At 65.4% G+C, this 21,980-nt stretch carries 22 protein-coding genes; 14 read left to right on the top strand and 8 right to left on the bottom strand.

Translation table 11 applies throughout. The features are described 5' to 3' along the window. The first annotated feature begins 7 nt into the window (after nt 1–7). From ctaD to ACVRRC_RS03600, 3 genes are all read left to right on the top strand, one after another. The gene (ctaD, locus tag ACVRRC_RS03610) at nt 8–1,645 is read left to right on the top strand and encodes a cytochrome c oxidase subunit I (protein ID WP_017244939.1); all 1,638 of its coding nucleotides are present in this window, start codon (nt 8–10) and stop codon (nt 1,643–1,645) included. Between the two features lie 64 nt (nt 1,646–1,709). Beyond that, the gene (locus ACVRRC_RS03605) at nt 1,710–2,285 is read left to right on the top strand and encodes a cytochrome c oxidase assembly protein (protein ID WP_011915166.1); all 576 of its coding nucleotides are present in this window, start codon (nt 1,710–1,712) and stop codon (nt 2,283–2,285) included. Next, entirely contained in the window at nt 2,282–3,178 is an 897-nt protein-coding gene (locus ACVRRC_RS03600; protein WP_011915167.1) for a cytochrome c oxidase subunit 3, read from the top strand. Before ACVRRC_RS03605 ends, ACVRRC_RS03600 begins: the two co-directional genes overlap by 4 nt. 7 nt (nt 3,179–3,185) lie before the next feature. Here ACVRRC_RS03600 and ACVRRC_RS03595 read toward each other — a convergent pair whose 3' ends face one another. Next, on the bottom strand, nt 3,186–3,389 hold the full coding sequence (locus ACVRRC_RS03595; RefSeq protein WP_013984507.1) for a twin transmembrane helix small protein: 204 nt from the start codon (nt 3,387–3,389) through the stop codon (nt 3,186–3,188). 70 nt (nt 3,390–3,459) lie between these two features. Here ACVRRC_RS03595 and ACVRRC_RS03590 point away from each other — a divergent pair, with 70 nt between their 5' ends. The 5 genes from ACVRRC_RS03590 to ACVRRC_RS03570 all read left to right on the top strand — a co-directional run bounded on the left by ACVRRC_RS03590 (nt 3,460) and on the right by ACVRRC_RS03570 (nt 7,590). After that, nucleotides 3,460–4,197 (top strand): SURF1 family protein, encoded by a 738-nt coding sequence (locus ACVRRC_RS03590; RefSeq protein ID WP_013984508.1) that lies wholly within the window; start codon nt 3,460–3,462, stop codon nt 4,195–4,197. After that, nucleotides 4,172–4,750: a hypothetical protein gene (locus ACVRRC_RS03585; RefSeq protein WP_020308372.1), complete on the top strand. Its 579-nt coding sequence runs from the start codon at nt 4,172–4,174 to the stop codon at nt 4,748–4,750. Before ACVRRC_RS03590 ends, ACVRRC_RS03585 begins: the two co-directional genes overlap by 26 nt. Nucleotides 4,751–4,803: 53 nt before the next feature. Then, a complete protein-coding gene (locus ACVRRC_RS03580) occupies nt 4,804–5,859 on the top strand; it encodes a COX15/CtaA family protein (RefSeq protein WP_011915171.1) in 1,056 nt (351 codons plus the stop codon). Nucleotides 5,860–5,876: 17 nt separating this feature from the next. Further along, on the top strand, nt 5,877–6,776 hold the full coding sequence (gene cyoE, locus ACVRRC_RS03575; RefSeq protein WP_079327909.1) for a heme o synthase: 900 nt from the start codon (nt 5,877–5,879) through the stop codon (nt 6,774–6,776). Nucleotides 6,777–6,954: 178 nt separating this feature from the next. Then, nucleotides 6,955–7,590: an SCO family protein gene (locus ACVRRC_RS03570; protein WP_011915173.1), complete on the top strand. Its 636-nt coding sequence runs from the start codon at nt 6,955–6,957 to the stop codon at nt 7,588–7,590. 21 nt (nt 7,591–7,611) lie between these two features. Here ACVRRC_RS03570 and ACVRRC_RS03565 read toward each other — a convergent pair whose 3' ends face one another. The 4 genes from ACVRRC_RS03565 to ACVRRC_RS03550 form a co-directional block, all read right to left on the bottom strand. After that, on the bottom strand, nt 7,612–8,817 hold the full coding sequence (locus ACVRRC_RS03565; protein WP_068506073.1) for a PepSY-associated TM helix domain-containing protein: 1,206 nt from the start codon (nt 8,815–8,817) through the stop codon (nt 7,612–7,614). A gap of 69 nt (nt 8,818–8,886) precedes the next feature. Continuing rightward, nucleotides 8,887–11,376 (bottom strand): TonB-dependent siderophore receptor, encoded by a 2,490-nt coding sequence (locus ACVRRC_RS03560; protein ID WP_472996631.1) that lies wholly within the window; start codon nt 11,374–11,376, stop codon nt 8,887–8,889. A gap of 99 nt (nt 11,377–11,475) precedes the next feature. After that, complete coding sequence (locus ACVRRC_RS03555; protein WP_045633648.1) at nt 11,476–12,438, bottom strand: FecR domain-containing protein; 963 nt, start codon at nt 12,436–12,438, stop codon at nt 11,476–11,478. Next, a complete protein-coding gene (locus ACVRRC_RS03550; protein ID WP_472996630.1) occupies nt 12,438–12,953 on the bottom strand; it encodes a sigma-70 family RNA polymerase sigma factor in 516 nt (171 codons plus the stop codon). The genes ACVRRC_RS03555 and ACVRRC_RS03550 overlap by 1 nt, the downstream gene beginning before the upstream one ends. A gap of 165 nt (nt 12,954–13,118) precedes the next feature. Between ACVRRC_RS03550 and ACVRRC_RS03545 the strand changes: the two genes are divergently transcribed. Beyond that, on the top strand, nt 13,119–13,649 hold the full coding sequence (locus tag ACVRRC_RS03545; RefSeq protein WP_014598134.1) for a DUF3617 domain-containing protein: 531 nt from the start codon (nt 13,119–13,121) through the stop codon (nt 13,647–13,649). Nucleotides 13,650–13,691: 42 nt separating this feature from the next. Here ACVRRC_RS03545 and ACVRRC_RS03540 read toward each other — a convergent pair whose 3' ends face one another. Further along, nucleotides 13,692–14,054 carry a hypothetical protein gene (locus ACVRRC_RS03540; protein WP_014598135.1) on the bottom strand — a complete coding sequence of 121 codons (363 nt, stop codon included), beginning with the start codon at nt 14,052–14,054 and terminating at the stop codon, nt 13,692–13,694. Between the two features lie 89 nt (nt 14,055–14,143). On the opposite strand from ACVRRC_RS03540, the gene ACVRRC_RS03535 reads away from it, so the two are divergent. Continuing rightward, a complete protein-coding gene (locus tag ACVRRC_RS03535; protein WP_472996759.1) occupies nt 14,144–15,112 on the top strand; it encodes a CobW family GTP-binding protein in 969 nt (322 codons plus the stop codon). Between the two features lie 5 nt (nt 15,113–15,117). On the opposite strand, the gene ACVRRC_RS03530 is transcribed toward ACVRRC_RS03535, so the two are convergent. Further along, nucleotides 15,118–15,492: a DUF3301 domain-containing protein gene (locus ACVRRC_RS03530; RefSeq protein ID WP_011915181.1), complete on the bottom strand. Its 375-nt coding sequence runs from the start codon at nt 15,490–15,492 to the stop codon at nt 15,118–15,120. A gap of 80 nt (nt 15,493–15,572) precedes the next feature. Next, on the bottom strand, nt 15,573–15,980 hold the full coding sequence (locus ACVRRC_RS03525) for an SMI1/KNR4 family protein (RefSeq protein WP_003291809.1): 408 nt from the start codon (nt 15,978–15,980) through the stop codon (nt 15,573–15,575). A 231-nt stretch (nt 15,981–16,211) separates the two neighbouring features. Here ACVRRC_RS03525 and ACVRRC_RS03520 point away from each other — a divergent pair, with 231 nt between their 5' ends. From ACVRRC_RS03520 to ACVRRC_RS03505, 4 genes are all read left to right on the top strand, one after another. Beyond that, on the top strand, nt 16,212–18,482 hold the full coding sequence (locus ACVRRC_RS03520; protein ID WP_472996629.1) for an ATP-binding protein: 2,271 nt from the start codon (nt 16,212–16,214) through the stop codon (nt 18,480–18,482). Continuing rightward, nucleotides 18,482–18,958 carry a response regulator gene (locus tag ACVRRC_RS03515; RefSeq protein WP_013984520.1) on the top strand — a complete coding sequence of 159 codons (477 nt, stop codon included), beginning with the start codon at nt 18,482–18,484 and terminating at the stop codon, nt 18,956–18,958. The genes ACVRRC_RS03520 and ACVRRC_RS03515 overlap by 1 nt, the downstream gene beginning before the upstream one ends. Before the next feature lie 63 nt (nt 18,959–19,021). After that, nucleotides 19,022–21,427, top strand: coding sequence for a response regulator (locus ACVRRC_RS03510; protein WP_014598139.1), 2,406 nt, complete (start codon nt 19,022–19,024; stop codon nt 21,425–21,427). Next, nucleotides 21,420–21,974, top strand: a complete 555-nt coding sequence (locus ACVRRC_RS03505) for a biliverdin-producing heme oxygenase (RefSeq protein ID WP_014598140.1) — start codon at nt 21,420–21,422, stop codon at nt 21,972–21,974. Before ACVRRC_RS03510 ends, ACVRRC_RS03505 begins: the two co-directional genes overlap by 8 nt. Nucleotides 21,975–21,980 lie beyond the last annotated feature (6 nt).

The following is a 21,980-nucleotide window of genomic DNA, read 5'->3' as shown; positions in this document are numbered from 1 at the left end:
TCAGGTGATGAGTGCAGTGATCGACGACCATGGTCATGTCGGGCATGACCACCACCACGGCCCGGCGAAGGGGCTCTCGCGCTGGCTGCTGACCACCAATCACAAGGACATCGGCTCGATGTACCTGTGGTTCAGCTTCTGCGCCTTCCTGCTCGGCGGATCGATGGCCATGGTGATCCGCGCCGAGCTGTTCCAGCCGGGTCTGCAGATCGTGCAGCCGGAATTCTTCAACCAGATGACCACCATGCACGGCCTGATCATGGTGTTCGGCGCGGTGATGCCGGCCTTCGTCGGCCTGGCCAACTGGATGATCCCGCTGATGATCGGCGCACCGGACATGGCGCTGCCGCGGATGAACAACTTCAGTTTCTGGCTGCTGCCGGCGGCCTTCGGCCTGCTGGTTTCGACCCTGTTCATGGAAGGCGGCGGGCCGAACTTCGGCTGGACCTTCTATGCGCCGCTGTCGACGACCTACGCGCCGGAGTCGGTGACCTTCTTCATCTTCGCCATCCACCTGATGGGCATCAGCTCGATCATGGGTGCGATCAACGTGATCGCCACCATCCTCAACCTCCGCGCGCCAGGCATGACGCTGATGAAGATGCCGCTGTTCGTCTGGACCTGGCTGATCACCGCCTTCCTCCTGATCGCGGTGATGCCGGTGCTGGCGGGCGTGGTGACCATGATGCTGATGGACATCCACTTCGGCACCAGCTTCTTCAGCGCAGCCGGTGGCGGCGACCCGGTGCTGTTCCAGCACGTGTTCTGGTTCTTCGGCCATCCCGAGGTGTACATCATGATCCTGCCGGCCTTTGGCGCGGTCAGCTCGATCATCCCGGCGTTCAGCCGCAAGCCGCTGTTCGGCTACACCTCGATGGTTTACGCCACCGGCGCGATCGCCTTCCTCTCCTTCATCGTCTGGGCGCACCACATGTTCACCGTCGGCATCCCGCTGACCGGCGAGCTGTTCTTCATGTACGCCACCATGCTGATCGCCGTACCCACCGGGGTGAAGGTGTTCAACTGGGTGTCGACGATGTGGCGCGGCTCGCTGACCTTCGAGGCGCCGATGCTGTTCGCCGTGGCCTTCGTCATCCTCTTCACCATCGGCGGCTTCTCCGGGCTGATGCTGGCCATCGCCCCGGCGGACTTCCAGTACCACGACACCTACTTCGTGGTGGCGCACTTCCACTACGTGCTGGTGCCGGGGGCGATTTTCGGCATCTTCGCCTCGGCCTACTACTGGCTGCCGAAGTGGACCGGGCACATGTATGACGAGACCCTGGCCAAGCTGCATTTCTGGATGAGCTTCATCGGCATGAACCTGGCGTTCTTCCCGATGCACTTCGTTGGCCTGGCCGGCATGCCGCGACGCATCCCCGACTACAACATGATGTTCGCCAACTTCAACATGGTCTCCAGCGTCGGCGCCTTCATGTTCGGCGCCACCCAGCTGCTGTTCCTGTTCATCGTCATCAAGTGCATCCGCGGCGGCGCACCCGCACCGGCCAAGCCATGGGACGGCGCAGAGGGACTGGAATGGAGCGTGCCCTCGCCGGCGCCTTACCACACCTTCCAGGTGCCGCCGGACATGAGCGATGTGCACGAGCACCGCAAGGGCACCGGCGGGGAGCTGACGCCGTGAGCATGCATCGGGGTGTGACCGGAGGTTGCCGGGCCGCCCGCAACCCTCGATCGGGGAGGCTGCCATGAACGAGGCCCTGTCCACTCGGCGGCTGGTCCGCCGCCTGGTGTTCGTCGTGATCGCCATGTTCGGCTTCGGCTTCCTGCTGGTGCCGATCTATGACGTGATGTGCCAGGCCTTCGGCATCAACGGCAAGACGGCTGGCGCCTACACAGGCGTGCAGAGCGCCGACGAGGCGCGTGCGGTGCGGGTGCAGTTCCTTGCCACCAACGCCGCCGGCATGCAGTGGCAGTTCGGCCCGCAGGCCGACCAGATCAGCGTGCACCCCGGCGCCACCCAGGAGATCCGCTTCGTCGCCTACAACCCCACCGACAAGCCGATGACCGCCCAGGCGATTCCCAGCGTCTCGCCGTCACGGGCGGCCGCCTACTTCCACAAGACCGAGTGCTTCTGCTTCACCCAGCAGGTGCTGCAGCCGGGCGAGCGCATCGAGATGCCGGTGCGCTTCATCGTCGATCGCGACCTGCCCGCCGACGTGCATCACCTGACCCTCGCCTACACGCTGTTCGACATCACGTCCCGCCAGCCGCCGGTGGCCGTCAACGCCGCATCGGCCCCGGCCAAGGAGAGTCTGCAATGAGCCAACAGACCACCCACGAGCAGTACTACGTTCCCGATCAGAGCAAATGGCCGATCATTGCCACCATCGCCCTGCTGGTCACCTTCTATGGCCTGGGCAGCTGGTTCAACGACCTCAAGGCCGCCCGTGATTCGTCCAACGGGCCGCTGATCTTCTTCGTCGGCGCGCTGCTGATCGCCTACATGATGTTCGGCTGGTTCGGCGCCGTGGTGAAGGAAAGCCGCGCGGGGCTGTACAGCGCACAGATGGATCGCTCGTTCCGCTGGGGCATGAGCTGGTTCATCTTCTCGGAGGTGATGTTCTTCCTCGCCTTCTTCGGCGCGCTCTTCTACATCCGCTACTGGACCGGCCCCTGGCTCGCCGGCGAGGGCGACAAGGGCATCAGCAACATGCTCTGGCCCGGCTTCGAGTACAGCTGGCCGCTGCTGAACAACCCCGACCCGAAGCTCTACCCGGCGCCGGAGGGCACCATCAGCGCCTGGGGCCTGCCGCTGATCAACACCATCCTGCTGGTCAGCTCCAGCTTCACCCTGACCTGGGCGCACCATGCGCTGCGCAAGAACAACCGCCAGCACCTGAAGATCGGCCTGGGCCTGACCGTGCTGCTCGGCGTGGCATTCCTGATCCTGCAGATCGAGGAGTATGTGCACGCCTACACCGAACTCGGGCTGACGCTGGGCTCGGGCATCTATGGCGCGACCTTCTTCATGCTCACCGGCTTTCACGGCGCCCACGTGACCATGGGCGCGATCATCCTCACGGTGATGCTGGTGCGCATCCTGCGCGGGCACTTCAGCCCGGAGCAGCACTTCGGTTTCGAGGCGGCGGCCTGGTACTGGCACTTCGTCGACGTGGTGTGGATCGCGCTGTTCGTGTTCGTCTACGTGATCTAGGGAGCTCTCAGAAACCGAAGGCGGGGCGTAGCTGCCCCGTATAGAAACCCCAGCCGATCAGCGCGACGGTCAGCGCGCTGAGGGTGACGCGGATGAACAGGGCCGTGATCACGCGGGAGGTACGCCCCTCATCCCTGACCAGGAAGAACAACCCACTGAACAGACTGACCAGCGTGGCCACTAACAACAGAACGATCGCCGCCTTGAGCATGAGCGATTCCACGACAGGGGTATTGGGGGTGGAGTATAGCCAGCCGTATCGACGCATCAGGGTGCCGGCCATGAGCGGCTTCAGGCCGGGGCTGCTGCCGACCCTGCTGGTACTGGCCATGCTGCCGGTACTGGTGTGGCTGGGTTTCTGGCAGCTGGAACGCGGTGAGCACAAGCGCGAGCTGCTGGAGCGCCAGCAAGCCCGTCAGCAGGCCGCACCGCTGGCGCCACACGAGATCGAACAGCTGAACGATCCGGCCTTCGCCCGGGTGTTCCTGCAGGGTCGCTTCGATGCCGAGCACAGCTTCCTGCTCGACAGCCGCACCCGCGACGGCCAGGTCGGCGTCGAACTGCTGCAACCCTTCCATGACGAACTCAGCGGCCGCTGGGTGATGGTCAACCGGGGCTGGATTCCCTGGCCGGACCGCCGCGTGCCGCCGGCCTTCGACACGCCGACGCAGCCGTTGAAGCTCGCCGCCTGGGTCTACGTTCCGCCGGGCAAGCCGTTCGTATTCAGCCATCGAGCGGCCGAGGGCTGGCCGCGGTTGATCAACCATGTGGACATCGAGGCGATGTGGCAGCAGGCGGGGCGCGAGGGGGTGATCCACGAGCTGCGCCTGGAGCCGGGTCCGAGCGCCTATCGTGCCGACTGGGCGATCACCAGCATGAGCCCGTCGCAGCACCTGGGTTACGCCGTGCAGTGGTTCGCCCTCGCAGCGGCACTGCTGGCGCTGTTCATCTATTTCGGTGTGCATCAGGCACGGGGGAAGCGCAGTGAGCACGATGAATCCAACCCTCTCCAGCGGTGAAGGGAAACGCGGCCGCGGTCGGCTGCAACTGCTGCTGATCATCGGCGTGGTGCTCGGCCCGATGCTGCTGGCTTCGGCCATGTACCGTTTCGGCTTCTGGGTGCCGGAAAGCCGCAGCTATGACGGCGTGCTGATCGCCAACGGCCAGGACCGTGCGGCCATCGGCGTCAGCGCTACAGCGCCCGAGCGGCGCTGGGAGCTGCTGGTCACCGCGCCGCAGGGTTGCGAGGCCCAATGCCAGCAACTGGTCTACCTGGCCCGCCAGATCAATATCGGCCTGGCCCGCGAAGCGGCCCGCGCCGGCCATGCACTGGCCAGCGCGACGGCGCTGGACGAAGCCTACGAACAGCGCCTGCGTCGCGAATACCCGCAGCTGCAACGCCATACGCTGGACGCCGCCGTCTATGCCCGCAACCCCGAGGCACCCGCCACCCCCCAACTGTGGATCGTCGACCCCCACGGCAATCTGGTGCTGCGCTACGACGTCGGCGCCGACGGCAAGGCGATTCTCGACGACCTGAAATACCTGCTGAAGATCTCGCAGATCGGCTGAGGCACTGCGCCGCTGCGCTGCGGTCCCAAACAGGCCGCCCCAAGGAGAACCCGATGGCCAGACCCGGATACCGCCTCGCCCTGATCGCCACCGCGCTGGCCGTGGTGGTCGTGCTGCTCGGTGCCTACACGCGGCTGACCCACGCCGGCCTCGGCTGCCCGGACTGGCCCGGCTGCTACGGTTTCCTTGCCGTGCCCATGAGCGAACACAAGCAGAACCTTGCCGCGCTGCGCTTTCCCGATGCACCGCTGGAGGTGCGCAAGGGCTGGAACGAGATGGTTCATCGCTATTTCGCCGGCGCCCTCGGGCTGGTGATCCTCGCCCTTGCCGTACAGGCGATACGCCGTCGCGGCCAACCTGGGCAACCGCTGAAGTTGCCGCTGCTGCTGCTCGCGGTGGTCATCGCCCAGGCGATCTTCGGCATGTGGACGGTGACCCTGCAGCTCTGGCCGCAGGTAGTCACCGCGCACCTGCTCGGGGGGTTCACCACGCTCAGCCTGCTGTTTCTGCTGTGCCTGCGGCTGTCCGGCGCGCTTGCTCCCTTGCCGGCCGTGGACGGTCGTCTGCGTAGATTCGCCGGCATCGCCCTGCTCGCGGTGGTGGCGCAGATCACCCTGGGCGGTTGGGTCAGCAGCAACTATGCGGCGGTGGCCTGCACCGATTTCCCCACCTGCCACGGCGAATGGTGGCCGCGGATGGACTTCGCCAACGCCTTCAACCTGACCCACCACGACATCGGCCCCAACTACCTCGGCGGTCTGCTCTACGGCGAGGCGCGCACGGCGATCCACGTCAGCCACCGCATCGGTGCGCTGCTGGTGACGCTGGTGTTGCTGCTGCTCGCCGCCATGCTCATGCGCCGCGGCCTCAGCCGGCTGGCCGGGCTGCTCATCGCCGCGCTGGCGCTGCAGGTCGGCCTGGGTATCAGCAACGTGGTGTTCAACCTGCCGCTGGCGGTGGCCGTCGCGCACAACGGCGGCGGTGCCGCGCTGCTGCTGGTGCTGGTACTGGTCAATTACCGGCTGCGCCAGCCTGCACATGCCACCCGGCAAACCGAGCCTGCATCGATTTCGAACACGACGGGGCAGCTCGATCTGCCCCGCGCATGACCACAAGGAGAACCCCAATGGCGACTCTACTCAGCGAACGCGGCGCCCAGGCCAGCTGGCGCGACTACCTGGAGCTGACCAAGCCGAAGGTGGTGCTGCTGATGCTCATCACCTCGCTGGTGGGCATGTTCCTCGCCACCCGCGCCGGTGTGCCCTGGACGGTGCTGCTGTTCGGCAACCTCGGCATCGCCCTGTGCGCCGGCGGCGCGGCGGCGGTGAACCATGTGGTGGACCGGCAGATCGATTCGGTGATGGCCCGCACCCACAAGCGGCCACTGGTCGAAGGCCGGGTCTCGCCGGCGGCGGCACTGACCTTCGCCTTCGTCCTCGGCGTCAGCGGGCTGGCCCTGCTGCTGACCTTCACCAACGCCCTCGCCGCCTGGCTGACGCTGGCCTCGCTGATCGGTTACGCGGTGATCTATACCGGCTTTCTCAAGCGCGCCACACCGCAGAACATCGTCATCGGCGGCCTGGCCGGCGCCGCGCCGCCCCTGCTCGGCTGGGTCGCGGTAACCGGCCAGGTCACCGCCGAGCCGCTGCTCTTGGTGCTGATCATCTTCGCCTGGACGCCGCCGCACTTCTGGGCCCTGGCGATCCACCGCAAGGACGAGTACGCCAAGGTCAACGTGCCGATGCTGCCGGTGACCCATGGCGTGCACTACACCAAGGTGCACATCCTGCTCTACACCGCCATGCTGCTGGCGGTCAGCTTCATGCCCTTCGCCATTCACATGAGCGGCCCGCTATACCTGGCCGCCGCGGTGCTGCTGGGCGCGCGCTTCCTCTACTGGACCATCGCGCTGTACCGCGACAGCCGGCCACATGCGGCAATCAAGACGTTCAAATTCAGCATCTGGTACCTGTTCGCGCTGTTCATCGCGCTGCTGGTTGATCATTATCTGCTACTCGATTTCTAGTGGCCTGTGCGGTGAGCGGGTTGAGGCAAGTTCGGATGAACATGGCTCCGAGACAAGGCGCTGCGACGAGTCATAGCGAGCTATGGCAAGGAGCAGCAACGCAGTGTCGGGGCCATGGGCGCCGAAATTGACCAACTGAGCTCACCAAACAGGCCACCCAGTCGCCCAAAGGACGTTCATGACCCGCATCCAGAAAACCGTCTTCATTCTCGTGGCGCTGATCGCGCTGGTCGTCGGGCTGACGGTTTCCAAGGTGCTCAACAGCCAGCGCCAGCTCGATCCCACCCAGCTGCTGGACGCCGGCATCGTCCTGCTGCCGCAGAGCCGCCCGGTGCCGGCGCTGAGCCTGACGGATCAGGACGGCGAAGCGGTGCAGCTGGACGCGTTGAAGGGGCAATGGACGCTGCTGTTCTTCGGCTACACCTTCTGCCCGGACATCTGCCCCACCACGCTGGCCGAGCTGCGCCAGCTCAACGGCATGCTGCCGGAGACGGTGCGCGGCCAGTTGCGCACCATACTGGTCAGTGTCGATCCGGACCGCGACACGCCCGCGCAGCTCAAGGAATACCTCGGCTATTTCAACGCCGGCTTCCAGGGCCTGACCGGCCCGCTGGACGATATCCAGACCCTGGCCAACGGCGTCGGCATTCCCTTCATTCCGGGGGATACCAGCAAGGAGAACTACACCGTCGACCACAGCGGCAACCTGGTCCTGATCGGCCCGGACGGCCGCCAGCGCGGCTTTATCCGTTCGCCCTTGCGGGTGCAGAAACTGGCCGAGCAGTTGCCTGAGCTGGTCAACCGGGCGGAGTGAGAAACACGAGCCTGTTGGCCATCATGGCTCACCGACCGGATTTGCCGACGCTGCATTCCCCCTGCGTGGTTCACGCAGCGACGCGCTGATGCGTGCGCGTCGCTTGCGCCACCAGATCACCACCCCGGTCACCGACAGCACCGCGATCGCCACGCCTAGCACGGCGATCAGGATGCGACCCGGCAAGCCGAGAATGCGCCCGCCGTGGATCGCCGGTTGCAGCAGGTGGAACTGCTGCCCCAGCGTGCCCTGGCCAGGAATCTCCTGGCCGAGCAGGCGCCCGTCGGTGCCGTGGAAGAACAGCCAGGCATTGCCCTGATTGCTGTCGTGCTCGCCGAAACCGGCGCCATAGAAGTTGTACTCGAAGCTGTAGTACAGCTCGGTGATCGCCTCGGTCAGGCCGAGCTCGGCAGCGTGCTGCATGGCGTAGTCGTACGCCTGGTGGAAGTCGTAGGCGGTAGTGCCCAACTGCTCGGCCGGCATCCGCCCGCGGGCCTCGTAGACGCTCGGCTCTACGGGCGAGAACAGTGAGACCACCGGCTTGAACACCTGCTCCGGCAGGTTCATCGCCACGCTGCTGACCGCCACTGGCGTGAGCAGCAGCCACAGCCACAGGCCGCCGGCGCGGTGCACGTCGTGGTTCATCCGCTGGCGCTTGATCTTCCAGGCCGTCCACCACTTGGAAAAGAACGGCCGGCCGCGAGGGAAGGTCAGCACCAGCGAGACGAAGCAATCGATTACCCAGGCGATCGCCACGATGCCCATCAACCACAGCCCCCAGTTGCCCGGCAGCGACAGGTTGTAATGGAACTCGAGAATGAAGGGCACGAAGTTCTTGCGCGAGAAGCAGCACTCGCCCCAATAGCGCGTCCCCACCGGCTCGCCAGTCACCGCATCGAGGTAATGCACCACGGGTCGTTCGTCATAGGGCTTGCCGGTCGCCGGATCGTCGCGCGGCACCAGCGCCATCAGCGCGGCGTGGCCGGGTTCGCTGGGAAACTCCATGTACCAGACCTGCATGCGCGGGTTGGCCTGCTCGACACGCTCCACCAGCGTCCCCGGCGACAGCACCGGCCCCTCACTGGTGGTGTGGTAGAACTCCGGGTTGAGCCATTCATCCAGCTCGTGATGGAAGGCCAGGATGCTGCCGGTAATGCCGGCGAGAAACAGGAAGATCGCCGTGGCCAGGCCGATGTAGCGGTGCAGGAGCACAAGAATCGAACGCATCGTCGGTTGTCCGTCTTTCAGAAAGCACAAAGCCGCCGGCCTTTGGGGACCGGCGGCGGCTCAGCGTTATCAGAAGTCGTAGGTCACGGTAGCCATGACATTGCGCGACTCGCCGTAATAGCACTGGCTCAGGCTGTTGCACGCAGCGACGTATTTTTCGTCGGTGAGGTTGTTCAGGTTCAGGCGCACGCCAACCCCCTGCAGCCCCACGCGGGACAGGTCGTAGCCGAGCATCGCGTCATACAGGGTGTAGGACGGGATGCGCAGGGTGTTCTCCGCGTCCGCCCAGCTCTTGCCGAAGTAGCGCGCCCCACCGCCCACCTGAAGACCGGCCAGCGGCCCCTGATCGAAGGTGTAGTCGGTCCACAGCGAAGCCATGTTGCGCGCCACCGCATTCGGCGTGTTGCCGCGGTTGTTGACGCCAGCAGCGCCGGTGAAGTCCTTGGAGTATTCGACGTCCATGTAGGTGTAGCTGGCGATCAGGTTGACCTGCTCGATGGGCCGCAGGCGCGCTTCGACTTCCACGCCCTTCGAGGTGAGCTCACCCACTGCGCGGTAGAAGTTCTCGTTGGAGTCCTTGTTCGCCAGGTTGGACTGCTTCAGGTCGAAATAGGAGATGGTGTAGAGATCATCGGTACCCAGCGGCTGGTACTTCAGACCAACCTCGTACTGCTCACCCTCGGTAGGTTCGAGCAAGGTGATGTCGAAGCCGCCGCTGCCGTTGGCGTTGTAGGCTGCAGTGGCATTGGGGTTGAACGACTCGGAATAGCTGGCGTAGGGCGACAGGCCGTTGTCGAAGGCATAGAGCACGCCGACGCGACCGGTGAACTGCTCCAGCTTGGCGCTATCGGACTGATCGCCGTAAGTTGCATCGTTGGTGTGATCGAAGGACACATCCACCCAGTCCTGGCGCACGCCCAACGAGAAGCGCCAGTTGTCGAGGCTGATCAGGTCCTGCACATAGAGGCCGGTCTGCTCCAGCTTGCGCGTTTCGTCGTATTGGTAATAGAACACCGGGCTGCCAGCGCTAACGGCACCCGTGTAGGGATTGATCGATGGCAAACCGGCGGCCGCGTCGTAATTGACCCTCGCCTTGCGCCGCTGGTAGTCGAGGCCGGTGACCAGGGTGTGGCTGAGTGCGCCGGTATCGAAGAGAAACTGCAGCTGGTTGTCGATGGTCCAGGCGTGCAGCGCTTCGTCGGCCCCGGTGTAGTAGCGCACCAGCTCATCGGAACCCGGGGCCACATAGCCGTACTGATACACCTGCCCCGAGTCCACGGTGGAGTCCAGGTACTGGAAGTTTTGCCGCGCTGACACGACATCGTTGAAACGATGCTCGAGCTGATAGCCGATCATCTGCTGGTCGCGCTCGAACTTCTCGTAATCCCTGTCACCCTCGAAGAAGCTGCGCGAGATGCGCTGACCGTTGTGCGACGTCACCGTGCCGTCGGCCGGCAACCCACCGTGGTAGCCGCTTTCCGGATCGCGTTGCAGCATCGCCAGCAGGGTCAGGCGGGTGTCGTCGGTGAAGTCGATGCTCACCGAGGGCATCACCGCATAGCGCTGCTCCTCGATGCCATCGACCTGGTTGTCGGCATCCTTGGCCACGCCCACCAGGCGATAGGCGATGCGCTCGTCGTCCAGCGGGCCGGTGAAGTCGAACGCAGCCTGCTTGTAATCGTGGCTGCCGTAGGAGAACTGCAGCTGGCGGCTGGCTTCCTTCTGCGGCTTCTTGCTGGTCATCGCCACCAGGCCACCCGGCAGGCTACGGCCATAGAGCACCGAGGACGGTCCCTTGAGAATGTCGATGCGCTCGATGAAGTACGGATCGACCTGCAGAGTGCTGTAGGTGCCGCTGTCGCCCAGCAGCTTCTGGCCGTCGAGGTAAAGGTTGTCCACCGAGCCGTCGGTGATGCCGCGCATGGCGACATAGTCGTAGCGGGTGGTGGCGCCATAGGGCGTGCTCATCAGGCCCGGCGTGTAGCGCACCGCCTGAGCGATGGAGCGCGAGCCCTGATCCTCGATCTGCTGGCGGGTGACCACCGAGACGGTTTGCGAGGTCTCTACCAGCGGCATGCTTGTCTTGGTCGCCACGCTGCTATGCGTCGCGTTGTAGCCTTCCATCGAACCCAGCGCATTGCCCAGAGCGAAGCCTTCGACGGTCATCGATTGCAGCTCGACGGCATCGCTCTGTGCCGTACGGCGGCTCAGCGAGTAGTTGCCCTGGCCGTCGCGCACGGCTTGCAGGCCGCTGCCCTGCAGCAGTGCGGCAAACCCGTCGTCGACGCCGTACTGGCCGCGCAGCCCGTTCGTTTCCAGGCCTTGCAGCAAGCTGCCGTCCACCGATAGCAGCACCCCGGCCTCGCCGGCGAAGCGGCTCAGTGCGCTGGACAGCGGGCCAGCGGGGATGTCGTAGCTGCGCACCGCCTGCTGGGTCGTCGACTGGGCGTTGGCCAGGCCGGGAGCGATGCTCAGGGGCAGGCACAGCAGCGCGGCGCGGATACCCAGCGCCAGGGCACGGGAACGGTCGGGAAGGAAGGGCAAGGCGGTCGAGCGCATGGGAAGTCCTGTTCGAATGACGGGTTTCGTCCTATGCCCGGCGAGAATCCGGAAAGGGAACTGCAGATGCGAATATTTTTTATTCGCGTAAGCGTTGGCTCAGACACCTGCCTGCTTGGGCAACGGTTCCAGGCTGACCCACCAGGCCATGCGCCGCTCGATGCGCACAGGCAACGTAGCGGCAAGGGCTTGCAGTACACGGTCGGTATCGGCCAGCGGGAACGCCCCGACCACACGCAGATCGGCGATCCGTGGATCGCAACCGAGGTAGCCGTGGCGATAGCGCGACAGTTCGGCGAGGAAGTCCTCGAGACGCTGGTTGTCGGCCAGCAGCACCCCGGTCGCCCAAGCCTGGTGCTCGGCGCGCGCAGCAGCCAGCGGCCCGACATGGCGACGGTCGAACGCAGCCTGCTGGCCGGCAGGCACGCTGGTCACGCCGAAACCCTCGAGTTGAATGTCCACGACGCCAGCGAACACGCTGAGACGCGTGCGCCCTTCTTCCTGGCGCAGCGAAAAGCGCGCGGCTTGCTCGCTGCGCACATGCCCCTCGCGACTGCTCAACACCAACGGTCGTCCGCGCCGGCTGGCGGGCGCGTCGATCAGCAGTTCGCCATGCTGCAGCGCCAGCCTCCGCTCCTTCGCGTCGAAGCGGACATCCAGCGCCGAGTCGGTGTTCAGCCATAACCGGGTGCCATCGGCCAGGCGCAGATCACGAACCTCACCGACGGCGGTGCGCTCATCGGCCGCCCACCGCCGCCAGGGCAGCGCACCGCCGGCGACGGTCAGGACTGCGCCACCGCAGAGCACCGAGAGCACCTTCAACGCCTGCCGCCGGGTCGACTGCCGTTGCTGCAGCATGGCCCCGGCGGCTCGGCCGATGGCATCACTGGTCAGCGGCTGGAACTGGCCGCTGATGCGCTCGACCTTCGCCCACGCCTGGGCGTGTTCCGGCTGCTCCAGCCATGCCGCCCACGCGCGGCGCTCGCTGGCGCTGACCGAGCCGGACTGCAGCAGGGCGAACCATTCGGCAGCCTGCTGCAACACGCGGTAGTCGCTGCCCATCAGTCCTCCGCTACCAGCATCAGGCAATGCAGCATGGCCTGCGCCATGTACTTCTTCACCATGCGCTCGGATACACCCAGTTCGGTGGCGATAGCCGCGTAGGTCATGCCATGCAGCTGCGACATGAGGAAAGCGCTGCGCACCCTGGTGGGCAGCTGCGTCAGCATGGCATCGATCCGCAGCAGGGTTTCGACGATCAGCGCCTGGGACTCCGGCGACGGTGTCACCGGCTCCGGTTGCAGTGCCAATGCATCCAGATAGGCCTGCTCAATCTGCCGGCGGCGCCAATGGTTGATCAACAGGCCCTTGGCGATGGTGTGCAGATAGGCCCGGGGTTCGCGGATCGCGGCCATGTCGTCGTCCTTGCTCAGCACCCGCACGAAGGTGTCCTGCGCGAGGTCGGCCGCACGCTGACTACAGCCGAGCTGACGGCGCAGCCAGCCATTCAACCAGCCGTGGTGATCAGCGTAGAACCGATGCAGCATCTGCTGCCGAAGCATACCTTCTGTTGCCATGCGGCCTCCCATGAGCGCTGCAGCGGTGAATGCTAACGCTTCTCAACAACATAAATCCACGGGTAACCGCTGCACGGCGCCATTCAGCCGTCGAAGGTGGATCAGGCTACCGTCTGGTTCAGGCTCGACTAGGCTGAAAAGCATCACCGAATCGGAGCTCGAACCATGACCTACCTGCCGCGCCTGGCCGCCCTCTCCCTCCTGTCGCTGACGCTGCTGCCGGCGCATGCGCAACCGAAGATCCTCCCCGGCCTGTGGGAATTCAGCAGTGGCGATATCCAGGTCGATGGCCAGCAGATGCCCGGTATGGACGCGATGCTGGAGCAGATGCAGAACCTGCCGGCGGACCAGCGGCGGATGATGGAAGAGATGCTCGCCGCCCAGGGAGTAAAGCTCGGCGGCAAGGGCGTGCAGATCTGCCTGAGCAAGGCCCAGGTCGAGGCGGACGAGTTGCCCTTCAAGGACGATCCGGCGTGCACTCAGGAAATCACCGAGCGTGGCGACAAGCTCTGGAAGTTCCGTTTCGAATGCCCCGACGCCCGTGGCCAGGGCGAGACACGCTTTATCAGCGACAAGGAGTTCGTCAGCACCGTGGACAGCGAATACCGCCAGGGCACTGAAACCGGCAGCTCACGGATTGAGTCCCATGCGCGCTGGATTGCCGACGATTGCGGCACGCTGAAGCCGGCACGCTGACTCGAGGTTCCACGTGAAACCCCCATGCCTGCTGGGCTGCGCTTATTGCGCCTGCCAACGGCCCTGACTGTTCTGCTCGCAGGCCGGTTGCAGAAAGCGCGCATCGCTGGCCACGCCGTAATAGTGAATGTCCTGCCGGTACGGCATGTTTGACACCTGAGCGTCGCGGCAGATGCCGAAGGCGCCGTCCGGGCATTGCTCGACGAACTCCACCTCGACCTGCTGGCCTTTCAGCTCCGGCTGGCAGAAGCCGCTGCGAAACAGCTCGTTGGGTATGTTGCCGTTGGCCTGGCAGAGCGTTACCGCCACCCGATCGTCATGGCTGCGGATGACGCAGGCTTCGGCCATGGCTTGCTGCGCAACGCCAGCGCTGCACAGCAGGGTCAGCAAGATCGGTAATCGCATGTCGGCATCCTCCGGAAAACGGCGCCGACTTTAGCACGCGGCGACGCTGCCTCTTTCAGCGGCGTCGCAAAATGCGCACCATAGCCGCCATGCTCGAACAGATCCCCACTCATCTGGTCGGCGGCCCGCTGGGCGCCGGCAAGACCAGCCTGATCCACCAACTGCTGACGCAAAAGCCGGCCGACGAGCGCTGGGCGGTGCTGATCAACGAATTCGGCCAGATCGGCCTGGACGCTGCGCTGCTCGGTCCTGACACGGACGGCGTGACAATGGCGGAAATTCCGGGCGGCTGCCTGTGCTGTGTCAACGGTCTGCCCTTTCAGGTCGGCCTGGCGCGCCTGCTGCGCAAGGCCCGGCCGGATCGCCTGCTGATCGAACCGTCCGGGCTGGGCCATCCAGCCGAACTGCTGCGCCAGCTGCGTCAACCACCCTGGCAGCGCGTGCTGGCGGTGCAGCCCAGCGTACTGGTGCTCGATGCCGCCGCGCTGCATCGCGGTGAGGCGCTGCCCGACAGCCAGCGGCAAGCCCTGCCCGATGCCGGCCTGTTGCTGCTGAACAAGAGCGAGGGGCTCGACGATCCAAGCCGCCAGGCGCTGGTCCGCCAGCTACCGGAGCGCCCGCTGTACTGGACGACCCAGGGCCAGCTGCCAATCGATCGACTGCCAGGCATCGGTGCACGCGCCAGCGAATCCGGGCAACCGATCAGCCTGCCGAATGGGGCGCCTGCGCTGAACCAGGTCTGGCTCGATACGAGCAAGGCGATTTGCCAGGTACAGGCGACGCCAAACGCCTGGAGCATCGGCTGGCGCTGGCACCCGAGCCAGCGACTGGACCTCGACCGTATCGCGCAATGGCTGGCGCAATGGCCCTGGCAGCGCGCCAAGCTGGTGATCCACGGCGGCAACGGCTGGCAGTCGGCCAATGCCGTCGAGGGTCAGACACTGGCGTTTCGCCCCAGCGAGTGGCGGCGCGATTCCCGACTCGAACTGATCTTCAGCGAACCGCAGGATCAGCTGGAACTGGAACGCGGCCTGCAGGCCTGCCGGATCGCCGATTGAGGCGCTCAGTCGCGCGAGCGACGCCAGTCATCGAGCTGGATCACGCGGCCCGGCTCGTCGGCCGGCCGGAACGGATGAGCCGCCAGCTCGATACGGCCGACCTGTGCCCCGAACATGACGATGCTGCCGGGATGGCGCTGCTCGCCGGTGACGGTGAACTCGAAGCCATAGATCCGCGCGAGCCTGCGGCGGCCGCGGGCATCCGGCAGCAGCGTCAGCTTGCGAAAGGCGACGTTGCCATCGAGCAGCTCGACATCCAGCTTGTCGCAATGCCGACGCACCGCCTGCAGGGCACGCTCGCGAATGCCATGGGAATGCCAGAGCCAGGCGCCTGCGGCGGCCAGCAACATGAACAGGAACAGATTACCCAGCGTCAGCATGGTGCGCGCCCGTGTGGCCAGCGGGCGCCCAGCTTAGCAGGTCGCCGCCCGGCTACCCTGTGGATGCCGTCGTACATCCGTCAGCTTTCCAGCCAGACATCGCGCGCCCAGTGCCAGACCGATTCCCAGCTCTCCTCGGTCAGCTCGCCATCGTCGCCATCCCACAGGGTGACCTGCCCGTCCAGATCGACCACGTAATAGTCGCGTCCATCCTGGCAGATCGGGATGAGATCGCGCGGCACGCCGGCGTCCCAGGCGTTGGCGGCGACTTCCGGCAGATAGGTATGCGACTGCGGGTCGGTAGCGGTGACCGGCTCCAGGCGTCCATAGATGACATCGCTGACCTGCAGGAGGAATTCGCGCAGGCCGAACGGCAGGTTGATCAGCAACTGCTCCTCGATCTCCACCAGCAGATCGTCGTCCGGCAGCTCCAGCGGCACCGGAACCGGCTCGTTGAGTTCGCGCAGCTGTTCGATGACCTCTTCCATCTCCACCTCCTGTCGTAATGCCCCAGCGCCAGGCTCCGTTTATACAGCCCGCCGGATTGGCGAGCCAGTTCTGTCGGGTTAAAGTGCCTGACCGAGCAATACGCTCTGCTATTTGCGTTTCCCACTGATTCAGCGCGATCAACCGCATAGTCGCCGACATTAGGTAGCAACTTGCATTGGTGCCTGCCCGTCACCTCCGGTCCGGACGAGACCAGAACAAGGACACACACAATGAGCACTACCGAAGCCCAGGACCTGCTCGAGGCGATCGACCGATGTGCCGATGAGCCCATCCATATTCCGGGCAGCATCCAGCCGCACGGCTTCCTGCTGGTGGTCAGCGAGCCCGACTTGCGCATTCAGCAGGCCAGCGAGAACGTGCGCGACTGGCTGGACGTCGAGGCGCGTCAGCTGCTCGGGCAACCGCTGTCGGCCCTGCTGCCGATTGAGCGTATCCAGGCCGGCCTGCCGGCGCTGCAGGATGGCGATCACAACCCGTTCCACCTGAGCGACGTACAGCTCACCCTGCCGGGCGCGGGCGACCTGCTCCTGGCGCTGATGGCGCACCGGCACCAGGGCCAGCTGATCCTCGAGTTCGAGCGCGCCGGCAACTCTGGCCAGGCCTACCAGGCGCTGTATCCGTTGATGCGCACCTTCGTGTCCCGCCTGCAGGAAGCCCGCGAACTCGAAGCGCTGTGTCAGCATGCGGTCGAAGAGGTCAAGCGCATCACCGGCTTCGGGCGCGTCAAGGCGTACCGTTTCGATGCCGAAGACAACGGCCTGGTCTTGGCCGAAATCGCCGACCCCGGCTACCCGTCCTATCTGGGCCTGTGCTTCCCGGCGGCGGACATTCCGCAGCAGGCCCGGCGCCTGTACCGCGACAACCTGATTCGCGTGATCCAGGACGCCAACTACCAGCCGTCGCCCCTGGTGCCGACCCTTAACCCGACTTCCGGCACGCCACTGGACCTGAGTTTTTCCGCCTTGCGCAGCGTCTCTCCGGTGCACCTGCAGTACATGCGCAACATGGGCACGCTGGCGTCGATGTCCATTTCCATCGTCATCCGCGACCGCCTGTGGGGATTGATCTCCTGCCACGATGCCCAGCCACGGCAGGTCAGCTACCAGACCCGTACCGCCTGCGAGCTGCTCGGCCGCATCCTTGCCCTGCAGATCGAGGCCAGGGAAACCGAGACCCTGGCGCAGCGCAAGCTGCAACTGCGTCAGCAGATCGTCCACCTGCTGTCGGCCATGGCCGACCGCGACAGCGTGGTGGAGGGCTTTCGCCAGGCGCCCGAGGTGGTGCTCGGCTTCGCCAAGGCCGAAGGCGCGGCCGTGATTTCCGCTGACAACTGCGAGACCGTTGGCGATGCGCCGGACAGCGAACTGATCATGCAGCTCGCCCACTGGCTGGGCCAACGGCATGACCAGCTGGTCTTCCAGAGCGACTGCGTCAGCCGCGACATTCCGCACCTGCCCGCGCTGGCCGAGCATTGTGCCGGCGTCATGGCCATCTCCATTTCCCGGCTGCACGCCCATTATCTGATCTGGTTCCGCCGCGAGCAGGTCAAGACCGTGAACTGGGCCGGCCAGCCGGAGAAGCAGATCGATCGCATCAGCGGTGCGCTCAGCCCCCGCCACAGTTTCGAACGCTGGCAGGAGACGCTGCGCGGTTACTCGCATGCCTGGGATCAGGTCGAAATCGAAGGCGCGCTGGAGTTGCGCAACGCGGTGCTCGGCATCGTGCTGCGCAAGGCCGAGGAAATGGCCCAGCTGGCCGGCGAGCTGCGTGCCAGCAACAAGGAGCTGGAGGCCTTCTCCTACAGCGTGTCCCACGACCTGCGGGCGCCACTGCGGCATATCGCCGGCTATACCGAACTGCTCGGAGAAATGGAAAGCAGCCAGCTCAGCGAGCGCGGCATGCGCTTTCTCGACAATATCGCCGACGCCGCACGTTTCGCCGGCACACTGGTCGACAACCTGCTGAGCTTCTCGCAGATGGGCCGCGCCGCCCTGCGCCTGTCGGACGTCGACCTCGGTGCGCTGGTCGCCTCGATTCGCGAGGAGCTGGCGCCGGACTGCGAGGGGCGACAGATCGAATGGCACCTGCTGCCGATGCCGATCGTCGTCGCCGATGCCGCCTTCATTCACATGGTGCTACGCAACCTCATCGACAACGCGGTGAAGTACAGCCGGACCCGCGACGTCGCGGTCATCGAGGTCGGCGCAGAACAGCGCTCGGGCGAGGTCGTGGTCTACGTGCGGGACAACGGTGTCGGCTTCGACATGCAGTATGCCGGCAAGCTGTTCGGCGTATTCCAGCGCCTGCATCGCATGGAAGAGTTCGAGGGCACCGGCATCGGCCTGGCCAGCGTGCGGCGCATCGTCGAGCGCCACGATGGCCGCGTGTGGGCCGAGGGCCAGCTGGACAAGGGCGCCACCTTCTATTTCGCACTGCCTAAACTGACTTACACATCGTCCCTCCTGGACCGAGACAACTGATGCTGAAACCGATACTGCTGGTGGAGGACAACCCCCACGACCTGGAACTGACGCTGATCGCCCTGGAGCGCAGCCAGCTGGCCAACGACGTGGTGGTGATGCGAGACGGCGCCGAGGCGCTGAGCTATCTGCAGCGCACCGGCGCCTACGCCGACCGCGCCGATGGAAACCCGGCCGTCCTGCTGCTGGACCTGAAACTGCCGAAGGTCGACGGACTGGAAGTGCTCAAGACCGTGCGCGAGACCACCGAGCTGCGCAGTATTCCGGTGGTCATGCTGACCTCCTCGAGGGAAGAGCCCGACCTGATGAAGGCTTACGAGCTCGGGGTGAACGCTTACGTGGTCAAACCGGTCGAATTCAAGGATTTTGTCGCCGCAATCTCCGATCTCGGCATCTTCTGGGCCGTGCTCAACGAACCGCCGCCGGGCTCCCTGCGGCTCAAGCGTGCGCGCAACAAAGAAGAAAAGAACTCATAACGAAACGGTCCGCCTTGCCTGGCGGACCGTTTCGACGATCCCTGCTCCCTCGACAGGACGGATATGCCAGCGTCAAAGAACATCAGTGTCCTGTTCATCGAGGACAGCCGGCATGATGCCGAACTGGCCCAGCTGGCGCTGGAGCGCAGTGGCTACACCTTGCAGACGGAGCTGGTCTACAACCACGCCGGGGTGGTCGAAGCGTTACAGCGACGCCGCTTCGATCTGATCCTGGCGGATTTCATCCTGCCCGGTTTCTCCGGCAGCCAGGCGCTGCAGGAGGCCCGAAGGCTCGCCCCGCAGACCCCCTTCATTTTCCTTTCCGGCGTATTCGGCGAAGAGCACGCGGTAAACATGATGCGCTCCGGCGCCGTCGACTACGTGCTAAAGCAGAACCTCGGCTTTCTGCCCAAGGCTGTGGAACGGGCGTTGGGCGAGGTCAACGAGCGCCGCCGGCGTCTGCAGGCCGAACAGGCGCTGCGCGAGGTGGAAGTGCGCGCGCGCCTGGCGATCGATGCCGCGCGGCTGGGCATGTGGGACTACGAGCCGCAGAGCGGCACCCTGATCTGGGACGAACGCTGTCGCAGCATGCTCGGCCTGGATACGGAGGCGCCGGTGAGCATGGGGCTGTTCGAGCAACTCCTGCACCCCGAGGATCGCGAGCGGATTCACGACGAAGTGATCCGCGCCATCTCCGGCGAGGATGCCGGCGAGTTCTGTACCTGTTATCGCGTGGTGTTCGGCGACGGCAGCATTCGCTGGATGGAGACCCGCGGCCAGGCCTTCTTCGAGAGCGGTCAGTGCACGCGCTTCGTCGGTGTGGTCATGGACATCACCGAGCAGCAGCTGACTACCCAGAGTCTTAGACAGATCAACGAAACCCTGGGCGAGCGGGTCGAGGAGCGCACCCGCGAACGCGACCGGACCTGGGAGCTCTCCCGCGACCTGCTCGCCGTCACCGAGCTGGACATGCTGCCGGTGGCGCTCAATCCGTTCTGGGAGAACGCGCTCGGCTGGTCATACAGCGAACTGATGCAACGGCCTTTGACCCAGCTGGTGCATCCCGACGATCTGCAGGCGACGCTGGAAGAGAACGCCAATGTCGGCCGCGGCAAGGTCACCAACCGCTTCGTCAACCGCATGCGCCACCGCGACGGCAGCTACCGCTGGCTGTCGTGGTCGGCCGTGGCCGATGGCGGACGCATCTATTCGGCGGCGCGTGACATCACCAGCGAAATCGCCGCGGTGGACAAGCTGGCCGAGGCCAACCGCGAGCTGCGTGCGCAGATTCAGGAGCGCGAGCGGGTCGAAGCCACCCTGCAGCAGATGCAGCGCCTGGAAGCGGTGGGTCAGCTGACCGCCGGGGTCGCCCACGATTTCAACAACCTGCTCACCGTCATTCTCACCAGTGCCAGCTTCCTGAAGAACGATCTGGAGCAGGGTGCACCACTTGAACGCAGCCTGCGCCGATTGCAGTACATCCGCGAATCCGGCGAACGCGGCGCCACCCTCACCGGCCAGCTGCTTGCCTTCGCCCGCCGCCAGCAGCTGGCACCCACCGCCATCGACCTCAACGACACCCTGGTCAGCCTGCTCAGCCTGCTGAAGAGCACGCTCGGCGGCAGCGTCAGCATCGAGACCGATACCCAGGCGCACATCTGGCATGCGCTGGTCGACCCGACCCAGATCGAGATGATCATTCTCAACCTGGCGATCAACGCCCGCGATGCCATGGGCGACGGTGGCCGGCTGACGCTGGGTACGCGCAACGTGGTGGTCACCGAGCCGGCGCTGCGGGCTGAAGATCCGGCGCCGGGCGAGTACGTGGTGCTCTCGGTCACCGACACCGGTACCGGTATGAGCGAGGAAGTGCTGAGCAAGGCGTTCGAACCTTTCTTCACCACCAAGGAAGTCGGCAAGGGCTCCGGCCTCGGCCTGGCGCAGGTGTTCGGCTTCGCCAAGCAGTCCGGTGGCGGCGCGCGCATCGAAAGCCGTGTGGGGGTCGGCACCACCGTGAAGGTGTTCTTGCCGCGCACCGCGGCGCCGGAGCAGCCGGAACAGGCTACGGCGCTGAGTGCGGGCAGCCACGACGAGAATAGCCAGCACAGTATCCTGCTGGTGGACGATGACCACAGCGTGCGCGAGGTGACGGCGCAGATGCTGGAAAACCTCGGCTTCGCCGTCACCGAGGCGGAAAGCGGCGACCATGCGCTGCAGCTGCTCCGCGACGGAGCGGCGGTGGACCTGCTGCTGGCGGATTTCGCCATGCCGGGGATGAACGGCGGTGAACTGGCCCGCGCGGTGCGCGTTCGCCGCCCGCAGCTGCCGGTGGTTTTCGTCACCGGCTATGCCGAGCTCTGCGAGCTTGGCCTGGACGGCTATTCGATCATCCAGAAGCCGTTTCGCGAGGAACAACTGGCCAACAAGATCCACCTCGCCCTGCGCGAAGGCAGCCTGGCCGATGGCTGAATTGCGCATACGCCTGCGGCAGGCTACGGCGCCGCTGCACGATCGGGTCGACAGCGCCTTCTCGGGCTTCGATCTGCACGACCCGGACGATTACTGCCGCTTTCTGCGGGCCCACTATCGAGTGCTCTGCGCCGCAGAACGAGCCCTCGAGCAGGCTGCCATCGGCGATGTGCTGGACGACTGGCCCGCGCGGGTCCGGCGTCACGCCCTGGGCAAGGACCTCGCTCAACTCGGCTGTGCGTTGCCCTCGCCCGCACCGCTGGCAAAACCCAGCGACAACGCAGCCTGCTGGGGCATCGCCTATGTGCTCGAAGGATCGCGTCTGGGCGGCCGGGTGCTGGCGCGACGCCTGCGTGAGGCGAATCCGCAGGCTCCGACCCGCTACCTCGAACATGGCGATGTCGCCGTGCTCTGGCCAGGCTTTCTCGCCCGCCTCGAACGTGACGCCGCCCGTTGTGCCTGGGAATCGATGCTGGCGGCGGCAGAGACCACCTTCGCCCTGTTCGCCGAAGCCGCCACGCAGGAGCGGGCCTGCGAACCCGGTTAAGCAAAA

The sequence above is a fragment of the Stutzerimonas sp. LR2 genome, from assembly GCF_055755175.1.
This window is presented reverse-complemented; position numbering and strand designations above follow the sequence as displayed.